The 24229-nt window shown below is 69.5% G+C and carries 20 protein-coding genes and 2 tRNA genes; 13 read left to right on the top strand and 9 right to left on the bottom strand.

The features are described 5' to 3' along the window. Positions 1-270: 270 nt before the first annotated feature. Positions 271-1878, top strand: a complete 1608-nt coding sequence (gene dnaA / locus AC1DIW_RS07385) for a chromosomal replication initiator protein DnaA (protein WP_442281005.1) — start codon at positions 271-273, stop codon at positions 1876-1878. Positions 1879-1935: 57 nt separating this feature from the next. Here dnaA and AC1DIW_RS07380 read toward each other — a convergent pair whose 3' ends face one another. Continuing rightward, on the bottom strand, positions 1936-2922 hold the full coding sequence (locus AC1DIW_RS07380) for an NAD-dependent epimerase/dehydratase family protein (RefSeq protein ID WP_478107056.1): 987 nt from the start codon (positions 2920-2922) through the stop codon (positions 1936-1938). 117 nt (positions 2923-3039) lie between these two features. Between AC1DIW_RS07380 and AC1DIW_RS07375 the strand changes: the two genes are divergently transcribed. The 6 genes from AC1DIW_RS07375 (at position 3040) to AC1DIW_RS07350 (ending at position 10295) form a co-directional block, all read left to right on the top strand. Continuing rightward, entirely contained in the window at positions 3040-3822 is a 783-nt protein-coding gene (locus AC1DIW_RS07375) for a TetR/AcrR family transcriptional regulator (RefSeq protein WP_478107055.1), read from the top strand. Between the two features lie 669 nt (positions 3823-4491). Next, positions 4492-5619, top strand: coding sequence for a DNA polymerase III subunit beta (gene dnaN, locus AC1DIW_RS07370; RefSeq protein WP_442281008.1), 1128 nt, complete (start codon positions 4492-4494; stop codon positions 5617-5619). 156 nt (positions 5620-5775) lie between these two features. Then, positions 5776-6921, top strand: a complete 1146-nt coding sequence (gnd, locus tag AC1DIW_RS07365; RefSeq protein ID WP_442281009.1) for a phosphogluconate dehydrogenase (NAD(+)-dependent, decarboxylating) — start codon at positions 5776-5778, stop codon at positions 6919-6921. Between the two features lie 19 nt (positions 6922-6940). Next, positions 6941-8251 carry a DNA replication/repair protein RecF gene (gene recF / locus AC1DIW_RS07360; protein ID WP_442281010.1) on the top strand — a complete coding sequence of 437 codons (1311 nt, stop codon included), beginning with the start codon at positions 6941-6943 and terminating at the stop codon, positions 8249-8251. Then, the gene (locus AC1DIW_RS07355) at positions 8244-8807 is read left to right on the top strand and encodes a DciA family protein (protein WP_478107054.1); all 564 of its coding nucleotides are present in this window, start codon (positions 8244-8246) and stop codon (positions 8805-8807) included. The genes recF and AC1DIW_RS07355 overlap by 8 nt, the downstream gene beginning before the upstream one ends. 42 nt (positions 8808-8849) lie before the next feature. Beyond that, complete coding sequence (locus tag AC1DIW_RS07350; RefSeq protein WP_478107053.1) at positions 8850-10295, top strand: protealysin inhibitor emfourin; 1446 nt, start codon at positions 8850-8852, stop codon at positions 10293-10295. A 22-nt stretch (positions 10296-10317) separates the two neighbouring features. Here the strand turns inward: AC1DIW_RS07350 and AC1DIW_RS07345 are convergent, their stop codons facing one another. Together AC1DIW_RS07345 and AC1DIW_RS07340 are read right to left on the bottom strand one after the other, a co-directional pair. Beyond that, positions 10318-11634 carry a hypothetical protein gene (locus AC1DIW_RS07345; protein WP_478107052.1) on the bottom strand — a complete coding sequence of 439 codons (1317 nt, stop codon included), beginning with the start codon at positions 11632-11634 and terminating at the stop codon, positions 10318-10320. Continuing rightward, on the bottom strand, positions 11631-12137 hold the full coding sequence (locus tag AC1DIW_RS07340) for a SigE family RNA polymerase sigma factor (RefSeq protein WP_478107051.1): 507 nt from the start codon (positions 12135-12137) through the stop codon (positions 11631-11633). Before AC1DIW_RS07340 ends, AC1DIW_RS07345 begins: the two co-directional genes overlap by 4 nt. Before the next feature lie 469 nt (positions 12138-12606). Here AC1DIW_RS07340 and gyrB point away from each other — a divergent pair, with 469 nt between their 5' ends. From gyrB to AC1DIW_RS07310, 6 genes are all read left to right on the top strand, one after another. Beyond that, on the top strand, positions 12607-14721 hold the full coding sequence (gyrB, locus tag AC1DIW_RS07335) for a DNA topoisomerase (ATP-hydrolyzing) subunit B (RefSeq protein WP_478107077.1): 2115 nt from the start codon (positions 12607-12609) through the stop codon (positions 14719-14721). Between the two features lie 131 nt (positions 14722-14852). Further along, entirely contained in the window at positions 14853-17603 is a 2751-nt protein-coding gene (gene gyrA / locus AC1DIW_RS07330; protein ID WP_478107050.1) for a DNA gyrase subunit A, read from the top strand. Next, positions 17600-18301 carry a DUF3566 domain-containing protein gene (locus AC1DIW_RS07325; protein ID WP_442281016.1) on the top strand — a complete coding sequence of 234 codons (702 nt, stop codon included), beginning with the start codon at positions 17600-17602 and terminating at the stop codon, positions 18299-18301. Before gyrA ends, AC1DIW_RS07325 begins: the two co-directional genes overlap by 4 nt. Before the next feature lie 157 nt (positions 18302-18458). Then, positions 18459-18535 (top strand) — tRNA-Ile (locus tag AC1DIW_RS07320). 29 nt (positions 18536-18564) lie between these two features. Next, positions 18565-18750, top strand: coding sequence for a DLW-39 family protein (locus tag AC1DIW_RS07315; protein WP_478107049.1), 186 nt, complete (start codon positions 18565-18567; stop codon positions 18748-18750). A gap of 15 nt (positions 18751-18765) precedes the next feature. Beyond that, a tRNA-Ala gene (locus tag AC1DIW_RS07310) sits at positions 18766-18841 on the top strand. A gap of 88 nt (positions 18842-18929) precedes the next feature. On the opposite strand, the gene AC1DIW_RS07305 is transcribed toward AC1DIW_RS07310, so the two are convergent. The 6 genes from AC1DIW_RS07305 to AC1DIW_RS07280 are packed head-to-tail and all read right to left on the bottom strand — an operon-like array spanning position 18930 to position 24180. Continuing rightward, positions 18930-20138, bottom strand: coding sequence for a tyrosine-type recombinase/integrase (locus AC1DIW_RS07305; protein WP_478107048.1), 1209 nt, complete (start codon positions 20136-20138; stop codon positions 18930-18932). After that, positions 20138-20341, bottom strand: a complete 204-nt coding sequence (locus AC1DIW_RS07300) for an excisionase family DNA-binding protein (protein WP_478107047.1) — start codon at positions 20339-20341, stop codon at positions 20138-20140. The genes AC1DIW_RS07305 and AC1DIW_RS07300 overlap by 1 nt, the downstream gene beginning before the upstream one ends. Further along, a complete protein-coding gene (locus AC1DIW_RS07295) occupies positions 20338-21879 on the bottom strand; it encodes a replication initiator (protein WP_478107046.1) in 1542 nt (513 codons plus the stop codon). Before AC1DIW_RS07295 ends, AC1DIW_RS07300 begins: the two co-directional genes overlap by 4 nt. Beyond that, entirely contained in the window at positions 21879-22319 is a 441-nt protein-coding gene (locus AC1DIW_RS07290) for a WhiB family transcriptional regulator (RefSeq protein ID WP_478107045.1), read from the bottom strand. Before AC1DIW_RS07290 ends, AC1DIW_RS07295 begins: the two co-directional genes overlap by 1 nt. Further along, entirely contained in the window at positions 22316-22723 is a 408-nt protein-coding gene (locus AC1DIW_RS07285) for a hypothetical protein (protein ID WP_478107044.1), read from the bottom strand. Before AC1DIW_RS07285 ends, AC1DIW_RS07290 begins: the two co-directional genes overlap by 4 nt. After that, positions 22720-24180 carry an FtsK/SpoIIIE domain-containing protein gene (locus tag AC1DIW_RS07280; protein WP_478107043.1) on the bottom strand — a complete coding sequence of 487 codons (1461 nt, stop codon included), beginning with the start codon at positions 24178-24180 and terminating at the stop codon, positions 22720-22722. The genes AC1DIW_RS07285 and AC1DIW_RS07280 overlap by 4 nt, the downstream gene beginning before the upstream one ends. Between the last annotated feature and the right edge of the window lie 49 nt (positions 24181-24229).

The following is a 24229-nucleotide window of genomic DNA, read 5'->3' as shown; positions in this document are numbered from 1 at the left end:
GATTGCAAGGCGACACGCCGCGGAGGGCGCAGATCTGTGGACGGCTCGATTGTCTTTCGTGCCCCGGCGCCTGTAGGTTTTCGTCTTCACGATCCTCGCCACCCCAAATGCACAGGCTGTGGACAAACGTGTGGACAACAAGGCATCGTTCACCGGGACGCGGACGGGTCCAGGACGTCCGACCCGGCACATCGGGCTCCCGCTCGGTCCGGATCGAGCCGGAGCACAACAGGGTGCGACAGACATGACTCAGGGGCAGGTGGGATCACGGTGGCCGAGACAGGCGTCGATTACGCGCAGATCTGGCAGCAGACGCTCGGCACCCTCGACTCGGTGGGGCTGTCGAACCAGGAGCGCGCGTTCGTCCGACTCTGCCGCCTCGTCGGCGTGCTCGACCAGACCGCGCTGGTCCGGGCACCCAACACCTTCACCAAGGACTTCCTCGAGCAGCGCGTCCGCGAGCAGATCCACAACGCGCTAGCCAGTCAGCTCGGGCACCCCGTCCAGCTCGCGGTGTCGGTCGACGAGAGCCTCGAGACCGACCTGGGGATGATCAGTGACGAGCCCAGCGGTCAGGCCTCGGTCCACGGTGGCTCCCGAGGCGGACCGTCAGGCGGCATGGGTGGCCACCAGAACGGCTCGGGCGGCTACGGGTCGAACGCCCACAACCCCCTGCGCGACCTGGCCGAGAGCGCGCCAGCGCTCAACGGCGCCGACCTCGACGAGCCGCACCAGCCGGCATACCCGGGCGGTCAGACGCGGATGGAGCTCGGCCCCGACCCGCTGAGCGGCGGGGAGAGCGGGCCACTGCGCCTGCAGCAGCGCGTCGAGCCGAGCTCGCCCGGCGACACGCGGCTCAACCCGAAGTACACCTTCGACACCTTCGTCATCGGCGCGAGCAACCGCTTCGCCCACGCGGCGGCGGTCGCGGTCGCGGAGGCCCCGGCCAAGGCATACAACCCGCTCTTCGTCTACGGCGAGTCGGGGCTGGGCAAGACGCACCTGCTCCACGCCATCGGGCACTACGCGCGGACGATGTTCCCCAACGTGCGCGTGCGCTACGTGAACTCCGAGGAGTTCACCAACGACTTCATCAACAGCATCCGTGACGACAAGGCGAGCGCGTTCCAGAACCGCTACCGCAGCGTCGACGTGCTGCTCATCGACGACATCCAGTTCCTCCAGGGCAAGCTGCAGACCCAGGAGGAGTTCTTCCACACCTTCAACACCCTGCACAACGCGAACAAGCAGATCGTCATCACCAGCGACCTGCCGCCCCGCGAGCTGTCGGGCTTCGAGGACCGGATGCGCACGCGCTTCGAGTCGGGGCTGCTGACCGACGTGCAGCCGCCCGACCTCGAGACCCGCATCGCGATCCTGCGCAAGAAGGCGATCCAGGACCGGATGTCGGTGCCGGACGACGTGCTCGAGTACATCGCGACGAACTTCAGCACCAACATCCGCGAGCTCGAGGGCGCCCTGATCCGCGTCACGGCGTTCAGCAACCTCAACCGTCAGGCCGTCGACCTGCCGCTCGCCGTCATCGTGCTCAAGGACGTGCTGCCCAACGAGACGCCCAACCAGGTGACGGCCGCGACGATCATGGCGGTCACGGCCGCCTACTACGCCGTGACGCTCGAGGACCTGTGCGGCTCGAGCCGCTCGCGTCAGCTCGTCACGGCCCGCCAGATCGCGATGTACCTCTGCCGCGAGATGACCGACCTCAGCCTGCCCAAGATCGGCCAGCACTTCGGCGGTCGCGACCACACGACCGTCATGCACGCCGACCGCAAGATCCGCGAGCTCATGGGTGAGCGTCGCGCCATCTACAACCAGGTCACCGAGCTGACCAACCGGATCCGCCAGCAGTCCCACTGACGTCTCGTCAGCCCCGCTGAGCGACCCGATGGCGTATGCCGTGTCGCTCGGCCCGCGTCAGGCTGCCCTTTCGGCGTGGTCTGCCTTCGCGGCTCTCCGGGCGGCGATGGTCGCCGTCAGGGCGTCGTCCCACGGCGTCGGCGCGAGACCGAACGTGCGCTGCGTCAGGTCCGAGTCGAGCACGAACGGCCGCTCGAACTGGGGCCGGGTCTCGCGCAGCTCGCGCATGAGCGGGACGACGAGACCGGCGGCGGTGCCGAGCGGACGGGGCAGCACGCGTACCCGGCGGGGCTTGACGCCGGCCAACCGCGCGATGTCGCCGGCCGCCTCGTCGAAGGTGCGCGCCGGAGACGTCGGGACGTGCCAGGCGCGACCCCAGCCCTCGTCCCCGGTCGCCACCCGCGCGGCGAGGCGACCCACGTCGGGGACGTAGGTCCACGAGTGGGCCACGTCCGCCCGCCCGGCCGGCACGAGAGGCGTGCGGCCCGCGAGCAGCGCGTCCATGACCACGTCATTGAGGTAGCTCGTGCGCGCCGTCGTGCCGGGGCCGAAGTAGTCGCTCGAGCGCAGCTCCGTGATGCGCAGGCGGCCGGCCTCGTGGCGGGCCAGGGCCTCGGTCCACATGTCGGCCCGGATGCGCCCCTTGTGGCCGGACGGGTGCATCGGGTCGTCCTCGCGCATGGGCGCCTCGACCTCGCCGTAGCCGTACAGGTTGCCGATGATGACGAGGCCAGCCCCGGACTCCTCGGCGGCGGTCAGGGTGGCGGCGGCGATCGGCGGCCAGTCGGTGTCCCAGGTCGTGTAGCTCGGCGGGTTGACGGCGTTGACGATGCTCGTGGCGCCCCGGGCCAGCTCGGTGACGGCGCGCGCGTCGCCCGCGTCCAGGGACACGACCTCGACGGAGTCAGGGTGGGTGTCCTGCCACGGCCGCTCCGTGACGCGGCCGGAGCGCGACGCGAGGGTCACGGTGTGCCCGAGCGCGACGAGCTCGGCGGTGGTTGACCGTCCGACGCCTCCGGCGCCGAGGACGAGGTGGTGGGTCATGGGGAGATCCTCTCGAGTCAATGGTGAGCACTGCTCACACTTAGAGGATGACACGCGCGCGACCGCCAGGCAAGAGCAGTGCTCACACTTTCTGCCAACTGTGGCAGGCTCGGATCCATGGAGCCCTCGCCCCGCCCTGATCTGCCCCTGCCGCCGCGCGTCGAGGGGCAGCAGCCCGCGACCGCCGGACCGCCGCTCGGAAAGCGCGCGCGCAACCGGCTCGCCGTCGAGGCGGACATCCTGCGCGTCGCACGCCAGCACCTCGCCACGGAGGGCGCCGCCGCACTCAGCCTTCGGGCGGTCGCCCGCGACCTGGGCATGGTGTCCTCCGGCATCTACCGCTACGTCGACAGCCGGGACGAGCTGCTGACGCGCCTCATCATCGACTCGTACTGGTCCCTCGCCGCAGCCGTGCGCTTGGCCCACGACAGCGTCGCGCGGGACGACCTCGAGGCACGGTGGGACACCCTCGGACGGGCCCTGCGCGCCTGGGCGATCGACCGGCCGCACGACTTCGCCCTGATCTACGGCTCGCCGGTCCCGGACTACGAGGCCCCGGCGGAACGTACCCAGGAGGCCGGCACCGCGGTGCTCGCCCTCCTCGTCTCCCTGCTCGACGACGTGCGACGGGCAGGCCGGCTCGCTGCAGGCGACCGCCTCGGACTCGTCGACGAGCGCGCCCACGCCGCGGTCGGTGCCATGCTCGAGACCCCGATGTTCGCCTCGACCCGACTCGACGCCACCTCCCTGGTCCAGGGGATCGCGGCCTGGACGCTGCTCCTGGGCGCCGTGACGAGCGAGGTCTTCGCGCAGCTGGGGCCGGTTCCGGACGGGGAGGCGCTCTTCGAGAGTCTCCTGGTGGTGTCGAGACGGTGCGTCATCGGACCCGTCGATGCCTAGCCGGTGTCCGGCCGAGGGCGCACCAACGCCCGTCAGCGAGCCGGTGCGGTGGGGTCGGGCGATCCACGTCCACATCCATCCACAGGGTTGTCCACACCTGTGTGCACAGCGTGACCTCACCGAGACCTGCGGCGGACTGGCCGGTAAAGACCGTTTTGCCCCAATGTTTTCCACCACCTGTGGACAACTCTGTGGAAGTGGCGGCGGTCGCTATGCACAGGTAACTAGTCAGCAAGCGCTGCAAATCGGACATATGCCGTCGCCTCTTCCACACCTCGCTGTGGACGCGTGTGGACGACGGCCACCAGCCTGCGGACAACCGGCGGCGAGCCTGTGTGGTCGATGTGTACAGCCGAAAACCGTCCACAGCGGGCTGCCCCAGCGGCCATGCCTTCCCCACACGCCATGCACACCCCGGTCGGCGCTCTGACCAGCCACGACTCGGGTTGTCCACAGCATCCACAGCACCTATGACTACGACGAGATCCCAGTCAAGGAGGGAAGCCCCGACAACGAGGGTCTCTCCCACGCCCGGGCGCACCTCCGGTGAGACCTGAGTTGTTGCCCGATTCCGGCGCAGCGCGCATTCGGGGAGTGTCTGTGGTGCCAGTCACCCGCAGGCACTAGTGTCTGAGCCCCAATGTCCTTCCCCGTCGAAGTGAGTGCACCGTGAAGTTTCGGGTAGAGCGAGACGTCCTGGCCGAGGCCGTGACCTGGGTGGCCCGCGGGCTCCCGGCCCGCCCGCCGGTACCCGTGCTCGCGGGCGTGCTCGTCGACGCGAACGAGGACGGCACGCTGACGCTGTCGGCCTTCGACTACGAGGTGTCCGCCCGCATCACCGTCCCGGCCGACGTCGCCGAGGCCGGCCAGGTCCTCGTCCTGGGTCGGCTCCTCGCGGACATCTCGCGCAACCTGCCGAACAAGCCGATCGACGTGAGCACCGACGGGACCAAGGTCAACGTCGCGTGCGGGTCCTCGCGCTTCGCCCTGCGCGAGATGCCCGTCGCCGACTACCCGACGCTCCCCGCCGCACCCGAGACGAGCGGCACGATCGCCGGCGACGTCTTCACGCAGGCGGTCGCCCAGGTCTCGGTCGCAGCCGACAAGGGTGACACCCTGCCGATCCTCACGGGGGTCCGCATGGAGATCGACGGCGACAAGGTGACGCTCCTCGCGACCGACCGGTACCGGCTCGCGATGCGGGAGCTGACGTGGAGCCCCTCGGCCCCCGACGCCAGCCACGTCGCGCTCATCCCGGCCCGTCAGCTCTCCGACACGGCCCGCGCCCTCGGCGCGTCCGGCTCGGTGGAGCTCGCCCTGGGCCAGGGCGGCGACGGCCTCATCGGGTTCGAGGCCGGTCAGCGTCGCGCGACGACCCGTCTGCTCGACGGCGAGTACCCCAAGGTCACCTCGATCTTCCCGACCTCCGTCGACACCGAGGCGGTCATCGAGACGGCGGCCCTCGAGGAGGCCGTCAAGCGCGTCGCCCTCGTCGCGGAGCGCAACACGCCCGTGCTGCTGAAGTTCACCGACGGCCAGGTGGCGATCGAGGCCGGAACGGGTGAGGATGCCCAGGCCTCCGAGGCGGTCGAGGCGACCCTCAACGGTCCCGAGATCCAGATCGCCTTCAACCCGCAGTTCCTGCTCGACGGCCTGCACGCGGTCGGCACCGCCTGGAGTCGGCTGTCCTTCACGCAGCCGAGCCGTCCCGCGGTCCTCACCGGCCAGGCCGAGGCCGACTCCGAGCCGGACACCGGCTACCGCTACGTCCTCATGCCAGTCCGCTTCGCCAGCTGAGCCGGCGCCGCACCAGCACCCCAGCACGCACGCCCGGTCCGTCCGGCAGGCCAGACCCGGCCCGCGCGGCCTGATCAGGGGCGCTGCCGGGTAGGGCGTAGCCTCGTAGCGCCTCACCCGATCCCCCCCCACGCTCCCTGTAGAAAGGCTCGCGACATGCAGCTCGGTCTCATCGGTCTCGGCAAGATGGGCGGCAACATGCGCGAGCGGTTGCGCCGCGCGGGCCACGAGGTGGTCGGTTTCGACCGCAACCCGGACGTCGCCGACGTGCGCACCCTGCCGGCCCTGGTCAAGGCCCTCGCCGCCCCCCGCGTCGTGTGGGTCATGGTCCCCGCCGGTGACCCGACACGCGAGACCGTCGCCAAGCTCGCCGACCTGCTCGAGCCCGGTGACCTCGTCATCGACGGAGGCAACTCCCGCTTCACCGACGACTTCGAGAACGCCAAGCTGCTCGCCGAGAAGAAGATCGGCTACGTCGACTGCGGTGTGAGCGGCGGCGTCTGGGGCCTCGAGAACGGCTACGGCCTGATGTGCGGCGGTGACAAGAAGTGGGTCAAGGCGGCGATGCCGATCTTCGACGCGCTGCGGCCCGAGGGCCCCCGTGAGGAGGGCTTCGTCCATGCCGGCAAGGTCGGCGCGGGGCACTACACGAAGATGGTCCACAACGGCATCGAGTACGGCCTCATGGCGGCCTACGCCGAGGGCTACGAGCTGCTCGAGAAGAAGGACATCGTCACCGACGTTCCCGGGGCGTTCAAGGCGTGGAGCCGCGGCACCGTGGTGCGGTCCTGGCTGCTCGACCTCATGGTCGACGCGCTCGAGGACAACCCGCACCTCGACGACGTCTCCGACTACACCAACGACTCCGGTGAGGGCCGCTGGACGGTCGAGGAGGCCATCGCCCTGTCTGTGCCGATGCCCGTCATCTCGGCCTCGCTCTTCGCCCGGTTCGCCTCGCGCCAGTCGAGTTCCCCGACGATGCAGGCCGTCGCGGCTCTGCGGGGCCAGTTCGGTGGGCACCAGGTCATGTCGATCGCCGAGGGCGAGAAGCTGCGCCAGGGCGATGTGCCGACGACGGCCAAGCGCTCGGCGAAGAAGGAGTCCCCGACGAAGCAGGCCGCGAAGCGCGGGTCGGCGAAGCAGGCGAGCAAGCGCGCGGCGGGCTCGGCGTCGAAGGCCAACGTCGGCGCGGCCAAGCAGGCGGCAGCCTCCGGTCGGGCCTCGGCGACGCGGGCGACCGACATGGCCGACACGGTTCGCGGCCAGAAGCGTGCCGCGAAGAAGACCGCCAAGAAGGCCTGAGCAGAGCGCCGCACCCTCCTTGCACGTCCGTCACCTGACCCTCAAGGACTTCCGCAGCTATCCCAGCGCCGAGCTCGCGCTGACGCCGGGCGTCACGACGCTCGTCGGCCTCAACGGCCAGGGCAAGACGAACCTCGTCGAGGCGGTCGGCTACCTCGCGACCCTCGGGTCGCACCGGGTCGCGACGGACCAGCCGCTGGTGCGGTTCGGCGCCGCGCAGGCGATCGTGCGTGGAGCGATCATGCGCGACGACCGCGAGACGATGGTCGAGCTCGAGATCACGCCGGGTCGGGCCAACCGGGCGCGGCTGGGCCGCTCCCCCGTGTCGCGGCCGCGTGACGTGCTCGGCACCGTGCGCACCGTGCTCTTCGCCCCCGAGGACCTCGCCCTCGTCAAGGGCGACCCGTCGGAGCGGCGCCGGTTCCTCGACGAGCTGCTCGTCCAGCGCCAGCCGCGCTGGTCGGGGGTGCGCTCGGACTACGACAAGATCCTCAAGCAGCGCAACGCCCTGCTCAAGTCGGCCGCTCCGGTGCTGCGCAAGGGCGCCCGCCGGCCGCCACGGCCGGCACGCGACGGTGACCTCCCGCTCGACGAGGCACGTGAGTCGGCGCTGCACACCCTCGACGTGTGGAACGACCACCTGGCCACGGTCGGCGCGCAGCTGCTCTATGCCCGGCTGCGCCTGCTGCGGGACCTGGCACCCGACCTGTCCGAGTGCTACGACGCCGTGAGCGCAGTCGCGTCGAACGCGCGGGCCACCTACCGCAGCTCGCTCCACGAGGACCTCGCCGCCCGCCTGGCCGCCGGTGAGGTGCCCGAGATCGAGGAGCTGCGCACCGGCATGCTCGAGAGCCTCGCGCAGGTGCGGTCCAACGAGATCGAGCGCGGGATCTCCCTCGTCGGTCCGCACCGCGACGACCTCGTCCTGTCGCTCGGTGAGCTCCCCGCGAAGGGCTATGCCAGTCACGGCGAGTCGTGGAGCTTCGCGCTGGGACTCAAGCTCGCGGCATACCGCCTCCTTCGCCGTGACCTCGGCGACGACCCGGTGCTGGTCCTCGATGACGTCTTCGCCGAGCTCGACTCCGGGCGACGTGAACGGTTGGCGGCCCTCGTCGCCGACTGCGAGCAGGTGCTCATCACGGCTGCGGTCGGCGCGGACGTGCCCGACGTGCTCCGCCGGAGCGGGACGACGTATGCCGTGGAGCTCGGTCAGGTGCACCCCGCGGTCCCACCCACGGCCGCTCCGGAGAGCGAGACACCCGCTGAGGACCCCGTGTTGAATGAGGCGGTGGCAGAGGTCAAGGTGCCCGAGGGCGACGGCGATGAGTGACGAGACTCCGGACGTCGAGCCCGGGGAGACCCCGGAACCGACCGACGAGGACACCCGGATCGCCGACGCCGCAGCCTCGGCCCTCGCCCGGGCCCGGGCCGGCGCGGCCGAGAAGGGTCTGCGCCCCGGCATGCGGCCGAAGAAGCGCCGGCGCCCCATCGGTCAGGCGCCGGTCCTGTCGGGGTCGTCGCGCGACGGCCGCGATCCGGCGCTGCTGGGCGACCAGCTCGACCGCCTGCTGCTCGACCGAGGGTGGAAGGTCGACGTGGCCGTGGGTTCGGTCATGGGGCGGTGGACCGAGATCGTCGGCCCCGACATCGCCGGGCACGTCGAACCGCTGACCTTCGTCGACGGGGTGCTCACCGTGCGCGCCGACTCGACGGCCTGGGCGACCCAGATGCGTCTGCTGGCGTCGTCGATGCTCGCCCGGATCGACGAGGAGATCGGCGCGGGCGCGGTGAGCGAGCTCAAGGTCGTCGGGCCGAGCGCGCCGTCGTGGAACCGGGGCGCCCGGCGCTCCCCCGACTCGCGCGGCCCCCGGGACACCTACGGCTGAGCTCGTCAGGCGGGTGTCAGTGATCGGACGCACACTGTCGTCATGACCTCGACGCAGCGTTGCACGATCGTCCCGCCCTACATCCTCGAGGCGCTGGCCGCCAGCGGCGAGCCTGCCGTCGCCATGCATGCCCGCGAGGCCCTGCGCCAGGACGAGCTCCTGCGTGCGTCCCGGCGCACGCCGACAGCTCGGCCCACGGGGCGCACCGCGCCGCGCCGGCCCGACGCGACGGGGCCGGGAGCTCCTGCGCCACACCGCACGATCTTCGACGCCAAGGGCACGCAGACGACGCCGGGGACGCAGGTGCGCGCCGAAGGTGGCGCTCCCAGCAGCGACGCCGCGGTCAACGAGGCCTACGACGGACTCGGCGCGACCTGGGAGCTGTGGTCGACGGCATACGGCCGCGACTCGCTCGACGGCAAGGGGATGCCGCTGCTCGCGAGCGTGCACTACGGCCGCAACTACGACAACGCCTTCTGGGACGGCACGCAGATGGTGTTCGGCGACGGTGACGGCGTCATCTTCGAGCCCTTCACCAGGAGCCTCGACGTCATCGGCCACGAGCTCGCGCACGGCGTCACCGAGCACACGGCCGGCCTGCTCTACCAGGGGCAGTCGGGCGCGCTCAACGAGTCGATCTCGGACGTCTTCGGGGTCCTCGTCAAGCAGAAGGCCCTCGGGCAGAGCGCGGCGCAGGCCGACTGGCTCGTGGGCGCCGAGCTGCTCAACCCCTCGGTCAAGGGTCGGGCGCTGCGCGACATGCGCAACCCCGGCACCGCCTACGACGACCCGCGGCTCGGCAAGGACCCGCAGCCGGCGGACATGGCCCACTACGTCGACACCCAGGACGACAACGGCGGCGTCCACATCAACTCCGGCATCCCCAACCGCGCCTTCGTGCTCGCGGCCGAAGCGATCGGCGGCAACGCGTGGGATGCCCCCGGGGCGATCTGGTATGCCGTCCTGTCGGGTGACGGGATCAAGGCGGACTGTGACTTCGCGACCTTCGCGGGTCTCACCGTGGCCGCGGCCGGGAAGGCGTACGGCGACGGGTCCGCCGAGCAGACAGCGGTGCGCTCGGCGTGGGAGCAGGTCGGCGTGCTGACGGCGGGTGCCGGGGCGCCGGCCTCGACCGGAGGGGGGCAGGGCTCGACGCCCACGACAGGTGGTCGCGACCGCGGGGGCAGCGGCGGCACGCCGGGAGCCGACGCCCAGGTCGTGCTGCGGCGCACCGGCGGCTTCGCGGGCCTCGTGCGCGAACGGAGGATGTCTCTCGGCGAGCTTTCCGAGGGCGACGCCAAGGACTGGCAGCACCTGCTCGCAGCGCCGACCCTCCAGCGCATCGCGGCCTCGACCGAGGGCACCCACCCCGACGCGTACATCTACTCCGTCGTGTGCGACGAGGTCGGCTGCGACGTCATGATCCACGAGCCGCACCTGCCCGAGGCGATCCACTCCCTCTTCGAGCGCACCCTCAGCGAGGGCTGAGCCCCCGCGCGCTCCGGCCGGCTCAGTTCGTCGACAGGAAGTAGGGGTCGTCGCCCTCGGGGATGTCGGACGACCGGGGCAGAGCTGGGGCGACGACCTCGCAGGCGCCGTCCAGCGTGCAGCGCTGCAGGTTGCGCGCCCCCGCTGCCTCGCCGACCTGCACGGTGATCGTCCCGTCGTCACCCATCCGGTAGGTCACCGGTGAGCCGTTGCCGGTTGTGGCGTCTCCCGAGCCTTCGAGCACGATCGCGGCGTCGCTCGTGCGGACGACGACCAGGCCGCCGTATCGGAAGCTGCGGTCCGGGTTCAACTGCGACCCGTCGAGGCCGTCGATCAAACCCGTCGCGAGCAGGTAGGCGCCGTTCGTCGAGAACGACCGAAAGACGAGCGGGCCGCAGAGCCGCCAGCGCTTCGCTCCCGTGAGCAGGTCCCGCAGCTCGTGGCAGGGGCTGGCGGACGAGCCCTCCTGCGCGACGGAGACGACAGTGGTTCCCTGTGCGGGGTCCACCACATCGAGCCGGAAGGGCAGCTGCCGGGTCTGGTCCGTGGTGAGGTCCCAGGCCACGGAACTGTCGGCATCGCCGCGGTTGGCGTAGACCGTCCGGCCCACGACCCCTATGACCTCGTAGCCTGGAAACATCCCGCCGCCGTTCCCCGAGCAGGCGCACGTCGCCGCAGCAAGTGAGCCGAGCTCGTCGCCCCACGAGGCGTAGGCGTGCAGGTTGCCCTTGACGTCGGAGGAGGCGATCAGGGTTCCGTACTGGGAGACACGCGTGGTGCCGGTGATCTCGAAGATGAACGCGCCTTGATCGTCGACAACCGTGGTCACGAGGCTGTCGGCGTCCGTGAGCAGCCAGCGCCCGCCCTCGAGCTGTGCCAGGGCCCCCCACCGGCCCGCCGGCTGCACCCGGAGCGTCTTCGTGCCGTCGTGGATGACGCCGTCGACGACGTAGGGCGCTGACGGCGTCGCCGTCACCGGCCCGGTCGTGAAGCGTGCGGTCACCGGCGCGGGAGCACCACTGGCAGTGAGGGTCGGGATCGCGGTCGGCGTCGCTGTAGTCGTCCGAGGAGCTGTGGGCGAGGGCCGGCCGGTCGGTGCGGTCGTCGTCTGCGACGGGCCGACCGGCAGGGGACGAGCGCCCGTGGGACGCAGGGCTCCCCAGCCCACTGGCACGGCGACGGCGAGCACGAGCCCGGCGGCCAGGGCCGCCACCCCGAGCTCGCGGCGTCGGTTGGATCGGTCGCGGGCGATGGCGCGGTCCGCGAGGTCGGCCACGACGCGTACCCCTTCGGTGTGTTCGTCGAGCGCCCGCTTGAGCCGCTGGTCCATGTCGCTCATGCCGTGGCCTCGCTCATGCTCGTGCGCAGCGCGGAGATCGCGCGGCTCGTGTGACTCTTCACGGTGCCGACGGAGCAACCGAGCACCTCGGCGGTCTGTGCCTCGGTCAGGTCCTCGTAGTAGCGCAGCACGACGGCCGACCGCTGCTGGCGCGGGAGGTTCTGCACGTGCCGCCACAGGTCGATCGACGCGGTGGGGTCGAGGCCAGCCACGCCCGGCGGATCGAGCACCTCGAGCACGTGGCTGCTCGGCGTCTCATGTCGACGGAGCAGCCCTCGCCATCGCGAGTTGTTCTCGTTGACCATGATCCGGCGCACGTACGCGTCGGGCAGCTCGACGACCCGCACCCGGTCCCAGTGCCGGTAGACCTTCGCGAGCGCGTTCTGGAGCAGGTCCTCGGCGGCGTCGCGCTCACCGGTGAGGAGGTACGCGAGGCGCGCGAGCGCCTGCTCGCGAGCCCTGACGTAGGCCGTGAAGTCGGCTCTCCGTTCGGCGTCGTCCATGCCGGCTGTCCCCTGTTCGATCACGTGTCCACCAACGTCCGGCCCGTGCCGGCACCCATCCAGACCACGGATCACCCCGGAAGGTTGTCCGCGCATTCTGCCGGAGCCCCTGTGGACGACGGCGTCCCGGAGAGTGCGGAACGGGGAGAATGGGCGCAGACGGCGGACCCGCGGACCCCGCCGGCACCGCGGCGAGTGAAGGTGCCTGAGGGGCGCTGAGGCCCCCGGGCGTGATCCTCCCCTCGGATCGAGGGGTGAGCGGGCCGGAAAGTGGCCGTTTCGCGCGTCTGAGGGCACGGTTCGCCGCGTCGGACCGTTAGACTGGAGAGGTTGCGGCTCGACGTCCACGTCGGGCCGCCCGCATGAGGTCAGACCACCGAGGAGAGACGTGTCCGACGCCGACGAGCCGATCACCACCAGCACCACCCCCAGTTCCACCGGATCCGACTCCGTGGCAGCACCCGACACCGTGACCCCCGCAGCGGCTACCGCCGTGGCCGTCGACGTCCGTCCGAACGGCGTCGACTACGACGCGAGCGCGATCACCGTCCTCGAGGGCCTCGAGGCGGTGCGCAAGCGCCCCGGCATGTACATCGGGTCGACGGGCCCGCGCGGTCTGCACCACCTCGTCTACGAGATCGTCGACAACGCGGTGGACGAGTCGCTGGCTGGCTACGCCGACACGATCGACGTCACCCTCCTCGCCGACGGCGGCGTGCGGGTCAAGGACAACGGCCGAGGCATCCCCACCGACATCCACCCGGTCGAGAAGATCAGCGCCGTCGAGCTCGTGCTCACCCAGCTGCACGCCGGAGGCAAGTTCGGCGGGGGCGGCTACAAGGTCTCCGGTGGCCTGCACGGCGTCGGCAGCTCGGTCGTCAACGCCCTGTCGACGCGCCTCAAGGCCGCGGTGCGCCAGAAGGGCCACGTCTTCCGGATGAGCTTCACCGACGGCGTGCCCGACGGACCCCTGGAGCGGCAGGAGGCCACCGACGAGACCGGCACGACGATCACCTTCTGGGCCAACGCCGACATCTTCGAGACCGTCGACTACGACTTCGAGACGATCCGGGCCCGGATGCAGCAGATGGCCTTCCTCAACAAGGGCCTGACGATCAACCTCGTCGACGAGCGCATCGAACAGCCCGCCGGCGAGCGAGACGTCGACCTCGACGACCTCGACCAGGACCTCGAGGTCGTCGACGAGTCGAGCGACGACGACGAGCCCCAGGCGGCCGTCGCCGATGCCGCCGGTTCAGCGGAGAAGAAGAAGGTCACGGCCAAGCGGGTCAGCTACCGCTACGACAACGGCCTGGTCGACTACGTCAACCACATCAATGGCAGCAAGCGCAGCGAGCCGGTGCACCCCGAGGTCATCTCGATCGAGGTCGAGGACGAGGCCCGCTCGCTCAGCCTCGAGCTCGCGATGCAGTGGACCAACGCCTACAGCGAGTCGGTCCACACCTACGCCAACGCGATCAACACCCACGAGGGCGGCACCCACGAGGAGGGCTTCCGCGCGGCGATGACCAAGCTCGTCAACGACTTCGCGCGCCGCCAGAACCTCCTCAAGGAGAAGGACGAGAACCTCACCGGAGACGACGTCCGCGAGGGCCTGACCGCCGTGATCTCGGTCAAGCTCGCCGAGCCGCAGTTCGAGGGCCAGACCAAGACCAAGCTCGGCAACTCCGAGGTCAAGGGCTTCGTCCAGCGCGCCATGACCGAGGAGTTCGGCCACTGGCTCGGCGCCCACCCCAACGAGGGCAAGGACATCGTCCGCAAGTCGGTGCAGGCCGCGGCCGCGCGCATGGCGGCGCGCAAGGCCCGCGAGGCCACCCGCCGCAAGGGCCTGCTCGAGTCGGGCGGCCTGCCGGGCAAGCTCAAGGACTGCCAGAGCAAGGACCCCAGCATCTCCGAGGTCTTCATCGTCGAGGGCGACAGCGCCGGTGGCTCGGCCACCCAGGCCCGCGACCCGCACACCCAGGCGATCCTCCCGATCCGCGGCAAGATCCTCAACGTCGAGAAGGCGCGCATCGACAAGATCCTCGCCAACAACGAGGTCCAGGCGCTCATCTCCGCCTTCGGCACGGGCATCGGCGAGGACTTCGACATCGACAAGGCGCGCTACCACAAGATCGTGCTGATGGCCGATGCCGACGTCGACGGCATGCACATCCGCACCCTCTTGCTGACGCTGCTCTTCCGCTTCATGCGCCCGCTCATCGAGGCCGGCTACGTCTACCTCGCGCAGCCGCCGCTCTTCCGCCTGCGGTGGAGCAACGCCGAGCACCAGTTCGCCTACAGCGACCGCGAGCGCGACGGCCTGCGGCTGCTCGGTGAGGGCAAGGGCTGGCGCCTGCCGAAGGACAACCCGATCCAGCGCTACAAGGGCCTCGGTGAGATGAACTACCAGGAGCTCGGCGAGACGACGATGGACCAGAGCACGCGCACGCTGCTGCAGGTCACGCTCGACGACGCCGCCAAGGCCGACGAGGTCTTCGCCGTGCTCATGGGTGAGGACGTCGAGTCGCGCCGGTCGTTCATCCAGAAGAACGCCCGCGACGTGAAGTTCCTCGACATCTGAACGCTCGGGAGCTCACGGCCCTGGCGGGCCTGCGCCCCCGAGTTCCCCCGACCACCGTCACGGACGTTTCACGTGAATCGTGACGACACGGCATACGCAATGAGTGCGACTGAGAGACAAAGGGATCTGACGTGAGCGACGACCTGCCTCCCAACGACGGAGACGACGTCAACGAGACACCCGACGAGAGCATCGACGACATCCTCGGGCCCGACCCGGCTGACGACGACGCCGCCGACGAGGGCGACCCGGACGCCAGCGCGGTCGTCGTGCCGGCCGACATCGGCCAGCACGACCGGGTCGAGCCGATCGACCTCAACACCGAGATGCAGCGCAGCTACATCGAGTACGCGATGTCGGTCATCGTCAGCCGCGCCCTGCCCGACGTGCGCGACGGCCTCAAGCCGGTGCACCGGCGCATCGTCTACGCGATGTACGACGGCGGCTACCGCCCCGACCGCGGCTACAACAAGTGCGCGCGTGTCGTCGGCGACGTCATGGGTCACTACCACCCGCACGGCGACTCGGCGATCTACGACGCCCTGGTGCGCCTCGTGCAGGACTGGTCGCTGCGCTATCCGCTCGTCGACGGCCAGGGCAACTTCGGCTCGCGCGGCAACGACGGCGCCGCGGCCCCGCGATACACCGAGTGCCGGATGGCCTCGATCGCGATGGAGATGGTCCGCGACATCGAGCAGGACACCGTCGACTTCGTCCCGAACTACGACGGCAAGACGCTGCAGCCGGCCGTGCTGCCGAGCCGTTTCCCCAACCTGCTCGTCAACGGCTCCGCCGGCATCGCCGTCGGCATGGCCACCCAGATCCCGGCGCACAACCTGCGCGAGGTCGCGGCCGGTGCGCAGTACTACCTCGACCACCCGGACATCTCGCGCGAGGACCTCCTCGAGGCGCTGCTCGGGATCATCAAGGGCCCGGACTTCCCGACCGGCGCGCTGATCATGGGGCACAAGGGCATCGAGGAGGCCTACCGGACCGGCCGCGGCTCGATCATCATGCGTGCCGTGGTCGAGGTCGAGGAGATCCAGAACCGCCAGTGCCTCGTCGTCACCGAGCTGCCCTACCAGGTCAACCCGGACATGCTGGCGCTCAAGATCGCCGATCTCGTCAAGGACGGCAAGATCTCCGGCATCGCCGACATCCGCGACGAGACCTCGGGCCGCACCGGTCAGCGCCTCGTCATCGTCCTCAAGCGGGACGCCGTCGCCAAGGTCGTGCTCAACAACCTCTACAAGCACACCCAGCTCCAGACGACGTTCGGCGCGAACATGCTCGCCCTCGTCGACGAGGTGCCGCGCACCCTGCCGCTCGACGGCTTCATCCGGCACTGGGTCGACCACCAGGTCGAGGTCATCGTCCGGCGCACGAAGTTCCGCCTGCGTAAGGCCGAGGCCGACATCCACATCCTGCGCGGTCTGCTCAAGGCGCTCGACCGTCTCGACGAGGTCATCGCCCTCATCCGCGGGTCCCGCACGGTCGAGATCGCCCGAGAGGGCCTGATCGAGCTGCTCGAGATCGACGAGATCCAGGCCAACGCGATCCTCAACATGCAGCTGCGCCGCCTCGCGGCTCTCGAGCGCGAGAAGCTCATCGAGGCCCACGACGAGCTGCAGGCCCTCATCGACGAGTACACCGCGATCCTCGCCTCGCCCGTGCGTCAGCGCGAGATCATCAGCGAGGAGCTCGCCGACATCGTCGAGCGCTACGGCGACGAGCGACGCACGACGATCGTCCCCTTCGACGGCGACATGTCGATGGAGGACCTCATCCCCGAGGAGGACGTCGTCGTCACGATCACCCGCGGCGGCTACGCCAAGCGGACTCGCGTCGACCAGTACCGATCGCAGAAGCGCGGCGGCAAGGGCGTGCGTGGCACGTCCCTGCGAGGAGAGGACGTCGTCGAGCACTTCTTCACGACGACGACCCACCACTGGCTGCTCTTCTTCACCAACCTCGGCCGCGTCTACCGGGCCAAGGCCTACGAGCTGCCCGAGGGCTCGCGGGAGAGCAAGGGCCAGCACGTGGCCAACCTGCTCGCCTTCCAGCCCGGCGAGCAGATCGCGCAGGTGCTCGCCATCCGCGACTACGCCAAGACCGACTACCTCGTCCTCGCCACCCGCGCGGGCCTCGTCAAGAAGACCCGCCTGGCCGACTACGACTCCAACCGCTCCGGGGGCCTCATCGCGATCAACCTGCGCGAGGGTGACGAGCTCGTCGGCGCCGGGCTGGCCTCCAACCGTGACGACCTGCTGCTCGTCTCGCGCAAGGGCCAGTCGGTGCGCTTCCATGCGACCGACGATGCGCTGCGCCCGATGGGACGCTCGACGTCCGGCGTCACCGGAATGCGGTTCAAGGGCGACGACTCGCTCCTGGCCGTCTCGGTGATCGAGGAGGGCGAGGACCCGGACGTCTTCGTCGTCTTCGAGAACGGACTGGCCAAGCGCACGAAGTCGTCGGTGTGGACCCCGAAGGGCCGGGGCATCTACGGAGTCGCCGTCGCCAAGCTGTCCGAGAAGGGCGGCGACCTGGTCGGCGCCCTGACCGTGAGCGAGACCGACGAGGTCATGGTCGTCATGGAGAAGGGCAAGATCGTTCGCTCGCGCGTGGCCGAGGTCAACTACACGGGTCGTCTCACCCAGGGCGTGAAGTTCGCGACGCCCGACAAGGGCGACTCGATCGTGGCGGTGGCCCGCAACGCCGAGTCCGAGATCGCGGTCGCCGAGATCGAGGACGGCAACCCGGTGGAGCAGCCGTCCGGCACGGGAGCGCCCGCTACGGTTCCCAGCGCTGATGGCGTACCGTCGGACCAGACGTCGGGTGACGAGGCGAGCTCGTCGGACGCCGACAACGGAGGTGACGAATGAGCGCGACCAGCCCTGAAGGCTCCCTGAGCCGGCCCGGTACGTCGACGCGATCGGGCAGCGGGTCGGGCTCGTCCGACGGCAGTGGCCAGAACGCGTCCTACTACGCCTCGGGCGGCGCGGGCGCATCGACAGGTTCGAGCGGCGCGACCGGGACCACCTCGGGTGCCGCCGGCGCCGACCAAGGCACGCCGCTCTCGCGCGGCGCGGTCACCAACCGCACCGCCCCGACCCAGCGCGTCGGTGCGGGTCAGGCGAACAAGTCGGGCTCAGGCCCGTCGGGCGCCTCCGCGGCAGCTGGCGCGCGCACGGCGACGGCCGCGCGCAAGCACAAGGGCCCACGCCGGGTCCGTCTGGCGGTGGCGCGCGTCGACCCGTGGTCGGTCATGAAGATGAGCTTCCTGCTCTCCGTCGCCCTCGGCATCGCGGGCGTCATCCTCACCGCTGTGCTGTGGATGATCCTGTCGACGATGAACGTCTTCAGCGACATCGAGGGCGTGCTCCAGTCGCTGCAGACGACGACGTCCGACCCGTTCTCGATCAAGGACTACGTCGGCTTCGGCCGCGTCGTGTCGCTCTCGATCGTCATCGGTGTCATCGACGTCATCCTCATGACCGCGATCGCGACCGTCATGGCCTTCCTCTACAACATCTGCTCGGCCCTCGTCGGCGGCGTGCAGCTCACGCTGACCGACGACTGAGCCCGCCCGGCTCAGCCGGCCACACGGCATACGCAAACGGCCCCCACCCTCGCGGGTGGGGGCCGTTTTGTATGAGGTGAGGTGCATCGGGTAACGTTTCCCCTCGCGTCCGGTCAACCTCTCTGACGGGGTGGGACGGCCGCGCGAAGGTGACGATGGGCCTATAGCTCAGACGGTTAGAGCGCTTCCCTGATAAGGAAGAGGTCGGAGGTTCAAGTCCTCCTAGGCCCACCATCACCGCCACCACGGAGAGGATCCCTCGCATGCTGAAGCGTCTCGCCCTCATCGGTGGCGCCGTCGCAGGCGTCGTGTTCCTTCGCAAGAAGGCGAAGCAGCAGCAGGCCGAGCAGGACCTGTGGACCCAGGCCACGGACGACGTGCACGCACCGGTGCCTCCGGCTCCGACTCCGGCTTCCGCGGCGACCGACGAGGACTCTTCCTCGTCCTGACCGCTCCCCCCACTCGGGGCCATGGCGCAATTGGTAGCGCACCTGCTTTGCAAGCAGGGGGTTAGGGGTTCGAGTCCCCTTGGCTCCACCACAGGTCAGAGCCCCTTTCCGGTCACCGGGGAGGGGCTCTTTCGTGCCCGTACTGCAAATAAGTACTGCAGTTCCGGTCGTCAGGACGCTCATCCGAAGGCCTCCCCGAGTCTCTTCAGCGCCTCCCGCGTCGATGCGGCGGACACCTGGGAGTAGATGTCCATCGTCACGGCGATCTTGCTGTGTCGAAGTATGGCCATGGCCACGCGGGGGTGCACGTCGAGGGCCACCAGCAGGCTGGCGCAGGTGCGCCGCGTCGAGTGCACGGGGATGACCGGAATGCCGGCCCGTCGGACACTCGAACGGAAAGCCCGCTGGAAGTTGCGTGGGTCAATTGCGTCCCCGAACCGGGTCGTGAGCACAAGTCCGCTCGTGTTCCACGCCTCACCCGCGGCGAGACGGAGCTTGTTCTCCACCGCGCGGCGGTGCCTGAGTGCCTCGACACAGATCTCAGGGAGCGGGAGCGGGGCGTCAGACGCGTGTGTCTTGGTCGGACGGCGTACGAGCTCTCCACCGAGTCGCTGGACCTGCCAGGCGATGTGGGCCTCCCCCTCATCAAGGTCGAGGTCCTCCCACGCGAGTCCGAGCAGTTCGCCGCGACGGAGCCCAAGGACCAGCATGAGGACGTAGCCGGCGTACATGGGGTCGCCATTCGACCGAGCTGACTCGAGGAACTGGCGAGCCTCGTCGACGCTCCAGTACTTCCGCTTACGAGGACGCGGGAGGGGCACCCTGACGAGTGCGGCGACGTTCCTGGTCACGAGTTCGTCGCGCATGGCCTCGCTGAGCATGCTCCGCAGGACGGTCCAGGCCTGGTGGACGGTCCACTCCGAGGGAAACTGTTGGCAGCACGTTCCCGCGGCACAGCACCTGGCCACCGCGCGAGCCCGGTCCTTGCCTTGGGCGCAGCACTGACACCGAGTCTTCAGGTCGTTGAGCCACATGCGGACATCTCGAACGGTCAGCCGGTCGATGCGCTTCTTGCCCAGGTCGGGATTGATGTAGAGCCGGGTGAACAGCTCGTAGTTCGCCACAGTGGAGGGTGCGAGCCCCGGGGTCACAACGTCGCGAAGCCAGTCACTTGCGAACTCGTCGACTCGGGGGACAGTCGTAGTCACTGGGCCACGGCGCGACTGGGTCTGCAGCTGGACCCACTTCTCTTGTACGTCCGCGCGAGTCCTTCCATAGACGGTCTTCCGAACACGCCGGCCTTCTGGGGTCACGACAAACACTTGGGCGGCATATCCCGAGCGGTACGCGTAGATGGTCCCCTCGCCGTTCTGGCGACGGCCGGCCATCAGATGTCCTGCTCGCCCTCGGCCACCTTGAGCGCGACGTACTCGTCCACCCACTGAGGCAGGATGCGGCGCAGTTTGCCGTCCTTCACCGACTTGAGGTCGCCGGAGATGATGGCCATGCGGACCTTCGTCTCGCCGTAGCCGAGCATCTCCGCGACTTCGGCGACGGTGTGCCACCGGCGTCTGATCTCCAGCTCACTCATGTCCTCACTCCTTCGGTGATGAGTTCGATTGCCGAATTGCCGTCCACAGGTGGTGCGTTGCTCATGACGGCGGTCTTGGCGCGGTCGTACTCATTGCGCCATCGCCGTCGCTCGAAGACGGACTGGATGATCGCCTCGCTGGCCTTCTCCGGCGGGAGGTGCACGGTCTGCCAGTGGTACTTGGGCGACCCGTCGTCGGCCAGAGTCTCGGTGGACATCCGGTCTGCCTCGTGCGGGTTGTAGCCGGCGGCCTCGAGGACTTGGCGGACCACAGCGGCCCGGTCAGCGCGGTGGTCACTGAGGGTCTTGCCCGACCACCCACGCGAGACCTGGATGCGGCGACCGCCGATGCCGAGGTTCTCGCGATCGTGCGCGGGCGATGAGCACTGGCCGGGGCAGAGGCCCGGGCCGGGATCCTTGGGCTGCACGCCGAACCGAAGCCAGTTGGCGCACACCGGCGAGCAGGGCAGGTACCGGACCTGGTCGTGGAGCCGGTCGATGTGCGCCTCGTAGGTAGCGTCGAACACGTCAGGCTGCGTGTACGTCTCGGCGACTGACTTGGTCAGGTACTTCGCGAGGTAGCGGACGGTACGGTCTGCATCGGGCGTCCCACCGAGCAGACCCTTGACATCGACTTGCCGACCGAACGCCAGCGTGTGGGCCGGGCGGGCTTCGGGGTCTTCATCGAGGCGGCGCATTGCCTCGTCCCACGTGGTCAAGGGGACCTCGGTGTCGGGATCCATGTAGTCGACGCCGTCCCAGGCCGGGACCTTGTCGGTGTAGACAGGTTCGTCCATGGGTGGCCACCAGACTTGCGCGTAGGTGGCGCGGGTGACGGCGCGGAGCGTCGATCTCGGGACGGCTCCGCGCAGCGCGACGTGGAAGTGAGCGGCGAGCCGGCGTTGGGCTTCGATCGCGCCGAAGTACTGGACCTTGAAGCCGGCGCATCGCCGTAGGTTCTGGATCCATCGGTCGAGCAGCTTGGTGAAGTGCAGCGCGTCGAGCGCAGCAGTTCGGTAGTCGTACCTCGTCGGATCGGTGGGGACCCCACGACCGCGTGCAATGCCGCCATAGGAAGGCAGGGTCAAGGTCACGAACATCGACGGCCGGTAGGTGCGTCCATTCTTGCCTTCAAACACGGCGCCTATGGTCCGCGGCTCAGCGGGCTTGAGCGGGAGATCGCCCAGGTCGTCTCGGCGCCTCGTCGAGCGAGTTCTTCGTGGGGCCTGCTCATCCACTTCCGGCGCGGACTCGTCCGCATTCTCCGCCGGGTCATCCTGGTCGCTGGGATCCGGCTCATCGGCTAGTTCTGGCTCGTGGTCGAGGTGCCAGCCTTCTGAGCACTGCTGCATCCTCAGGCGTCTGGCGGCCTCGGCACAGTTGGGGCAGCGCGACTCGCGGACCGAGCGGCACGGCATCACGACGACGGTGTGCTCCCCGGTCTCTCGGTCCGTCACGCGATGGAGCAGGGGCCGAACGCAGACGCCTTCCTTGAGGGCGAGCTCGTGTACGACGCCGGCGTCCAGGTGGGGGCTCATCAGGCCGCACCCTGCTGGTTGCGCTCGGCGGAGTGGGTCAGTCCCGAGCTGAGCACCTCACCCAGGGCTTCGCCGCGAGCCAGGCGAGTTTCGAGTGGCCGTCGTTCGCTAGGGGTGAGTCCACCACTGACGCCGTACTCCTCGCGGAACACGAGCGCGGAGGCAAGACACATGGCTCGGACCGGGCACTCGTGGCACAAGCTGATGGCGTGGCGAGTCGAAGGAGTGTCGGACTCTTCGAACCACAGCTCCGGATCGACGCTTGCGCACACTGCTCCGCGCATCCAGTTCGGCTCGAGCAGGGTCTGGAGGCTTGGGCCGCCCGCAGTGTCGAGGCCCTGAATCGGCCGGCCGTAGTTGCGCAGCCAGTTGCCCGGCGTCGCCTGGACCCGGTCGTACGCAATGGGTGCCCGGCGCGGGGTGGTTTCGAACGGGCTCATGTCGTCTCCAAGGTCGTGCTGGGCGGGTAGAAGCCCTGTCGGCTGATGTCGCACTGGGCGGAGTCGAGCACCTCGCCGAGTCGGCTGGCGTGTCCGGCCGCGACGCGCATGCTGTCCATGGCGTACGCGATGCTCTCCTCGGGGTTGCCGCCGTCCTCCTCGTAGAGCGCGTACACCGACAGGGATGACGCCAGGGACCGGGCGAGCTGGCGGAGCGCCTGCTCGAGGCCGAAGCCGAGTGTCTTGAGGTCGCCGAGCACCTCGTACATCTTCGGAGCTGGGATGGCGGGTGAGCCGATCGTGCGGTGGTTGATGTCTCGGACCGCCTCGGAGGCGGCGTTGGCAAGCTCGCGCTCCTTGGTGCCGGCTGGTTCGGGGGTCTGCTGTTCTTCCGTGCTGCTCATGACTGATCTCCTTCGCGAGTGGCGCGCATGGTGTCTGGAAGGTCCGCCGTCGTCAGGACGGGCTCGGCCGAGTCATCGCCGGCGGTGTGGCTGACCCGCCGCGTGGTGACGTCGTGGACGAGGCGGGCGATGTCCTGGTCATCGAGGTAGGCGGCGCGAGCACGCACGTTCTCGCGTGTGCCGTCGATGCGGACGTACGCGACGCCGGGAGTGAGCTCGCTGATCTCGTCGGCACGCGCACCGTCGTCGCGGGCAGAGTCGCCAAGGACCATCGACACCTGCAGGGGGTTGTCCAAGCGCATCGCGACTCGGGTGGGGAAGAGGTCTCGCCACCCGACGATGTCCTTCCCCGGGTCCTGCACAGCGGCGACGACAGTGATCCCGCAGGCGCGCCCCTGGGTCAACAGCATCCCGAGCGCGGTGTCGATGCGTCGCGTCACAGCCCGGTCCGCAAACGCGGTCAGCGTCGCGAGCTCGTCGAGGACCGCGATGATGTGTGGCGACTCCGGGGTGGGCTGGTGGACGCGCGCACCGGCGTCTGCCAGCTGTCTTGACCTGGTGTCCTTCACGTTGACGAGGTCCTCGAGCAGACGGCACATGTCCTCGGGGGAGGCGTCCTCGTACCGAGTGAAGAGTGCGCGACCGGGACGCAGTTCCATCCCGCCCTTCGGGTCGACCGCCCAGACCTGGACGACACCGCTGGAGAGGCCGCGTGACACGCCTTGCAGCAGCGACCACAGGACCGAGCTCTTACCGGCGCCAGTTGCGCCGGCGACCAGAAGGTGGGTGCCAGCTACCTTGAGCAGCCACGGCCCTCCGTCCTCCCGTCTGCCGATCGGGACGGCGTGCAGGTCGACCGTCTCCGACGCAGCGACAGGAGGCACGGTGCGGACGAGGTCGTCGCGGCGGCTCAGTTCGAGCCAACAGCGACCTGGGCGATGAGGGCGAACCGTGGCGCTGAGGCAGCCCGTGGCATGTGCGATGGCGTCGCCCCGGGTTGCGACGTCCGCTGGGACAAGCCCGGTGGGCAGGCGCAACAGCAGACGGTCCGTGCCATGGCTTGTCGCCCTGACCTTGACCAGCTGGACGCTGCGGCTGGAGGTCCCCCGATTCTTGGGGCGACGGAGCCGGGATTGCTCGCGATCGTGGACTATGAGGTCCACGTTCTGCGCGATGTGGCCCCACCGGGCGCGGTAGTAGGCAGACCGGACCAGCGTCAACGCAGCCACCTGCACGTACGCCTTATAGGTCGGCGGATGCCAGACGCGCCATGTGCCGAGCGCGACTGCCCCAGCGGCAATCACCACAGCAACACCGCGCCAACCCAGAAATGCCCAGCACGCGACAAGTGCCAGGCCCATGGCGGTCGTGAGCGGATGCCGCACCATGGTCGACAGCATGGACACGACCGCGCGAAGCGTCCCCCACGTTGTCCACAGGACCGCCTCGACGAGCACAGCCACGACGTCGTCGCTACCGAGAAGGCCCTCGTTTCCGGACCGGGTC

The organism is Terrabacter sp. 01T434 (genome assembly GCF_056398545.1).
Note: the sequence above shows the minus strand (reverse complement) of the source record. Positions and strands in the feature narration are given on the sequence as shown.

What these genes read in the sequence shown, in the direction of transcription:
- AC1DIW_RS07340 (WP_478107051.1), bottom strand. Translation starts at nt 12,137, where the DNA reads ATGGACGACGCCGAACGGAGAGCCGACTTCACGGCCTACGTCAGGGCT.
- AC1DIW_RS07355 (WP_478107054.1), top strand. Translation starts at nt 8,244, where the DNA reads ATGAGTGACGAGACTCCGGACGTCGAGCCCGGGGAGACCCCGGAACCG.
- AC1DIW_RS07350 (WP_478107053.1), top strand. Translation starts at nt 8,850, where the DNA reads ATGACCTCGACGCAGCGTTGCACGATCGTCCCGCCCTACATCCTCGAG.
- AC1DIW_RS07305 (WP_478107048.1), bottom strand. Translation starts at nt 20,138, where the DNA reads ATGGCCGGCCGTCGCCAGAACGGCGAGGGGACCATCTACGCGTACCGC.
- AC1DIW_RS07325 (WP_442281016.1), top strand. Translation starts at nt 17,600, where the DNA reads ATGAGCGCGACCAGCCCTGAAGGCTCCCTGAGCCGGCCCGGTACGTCG.
- AC1DIW_RS07345 (WP_478107052.1), bottom strand. Translation starts at nt 11,634, where the DNA reads ATGAGCGACATGGACCAGCGGCTCAAGCGGGCGCTCGACGAACACACC.
- AC1DIW_RS07290 (WP_478107045.1), bottom strand. Translation starts at nt 22,319, where the DNA reads ATGAGCCCGTTCGAAACCACCCCGCGCCGGGCACCCATTGCGTACGAC.
- AC1DIW_RS07300 (WP_478107047.1), bottom strand. Translation starts at nt 20,341, where the DNA reads ATGAGTGAGCTGGAGATCAGACGCCGGTGGCACACCGTCGCCGAAGTC.
- AC1DIW_RS07375 (WP_478107055.1), top strand. Translation starts at nt 3,040, where the DNA reads ATGGAGCCCTCGCCCCGCCCTGATCTGCCCCTGCCGCCGCGCGTCGAG.
- gnd (WP_442281009.1), top strand. Translation starts at nt 5,776, where the DNA reads ATGCAGCTCGGTCTCATCGGTCTCGGCAAGATGGGCGGCAACATGCGC.
- AC1DIW_RS07295 (WP_478107046.1), bottom strand. Translation starts at nt 21,879, where the DNA reads ATGAGCCCCCACCTGGACGCCGGCGTCGTACACGAGCTCGCCCTCAAG.
- AC1DIW_RS07285 (WP_478107044.1), bottom strand. Translation starts at nt 22,723, where the DNA reads ATGAGCAGCACGGAAGAACAGCAGACCCCCGAACCAGCCGGCACCAAG.
- AC1DIW_RS07315 (WP_478107049.1), top strand. Translation starts at nt 18,565, where the DNA reads ATGCTGAAGCGTCTCGCCCTCATCGGTGGCGCCGTCGCAGGCGTCGTG.
- AC1DIW_RS07380 (WP_478107056.1), bottom strand. Translation starts at nt 2,922, where the DNA reads ATGACCCACCACCTCGTCCTCGGCGCCGGAGGCGTCGGACGGTCAACC.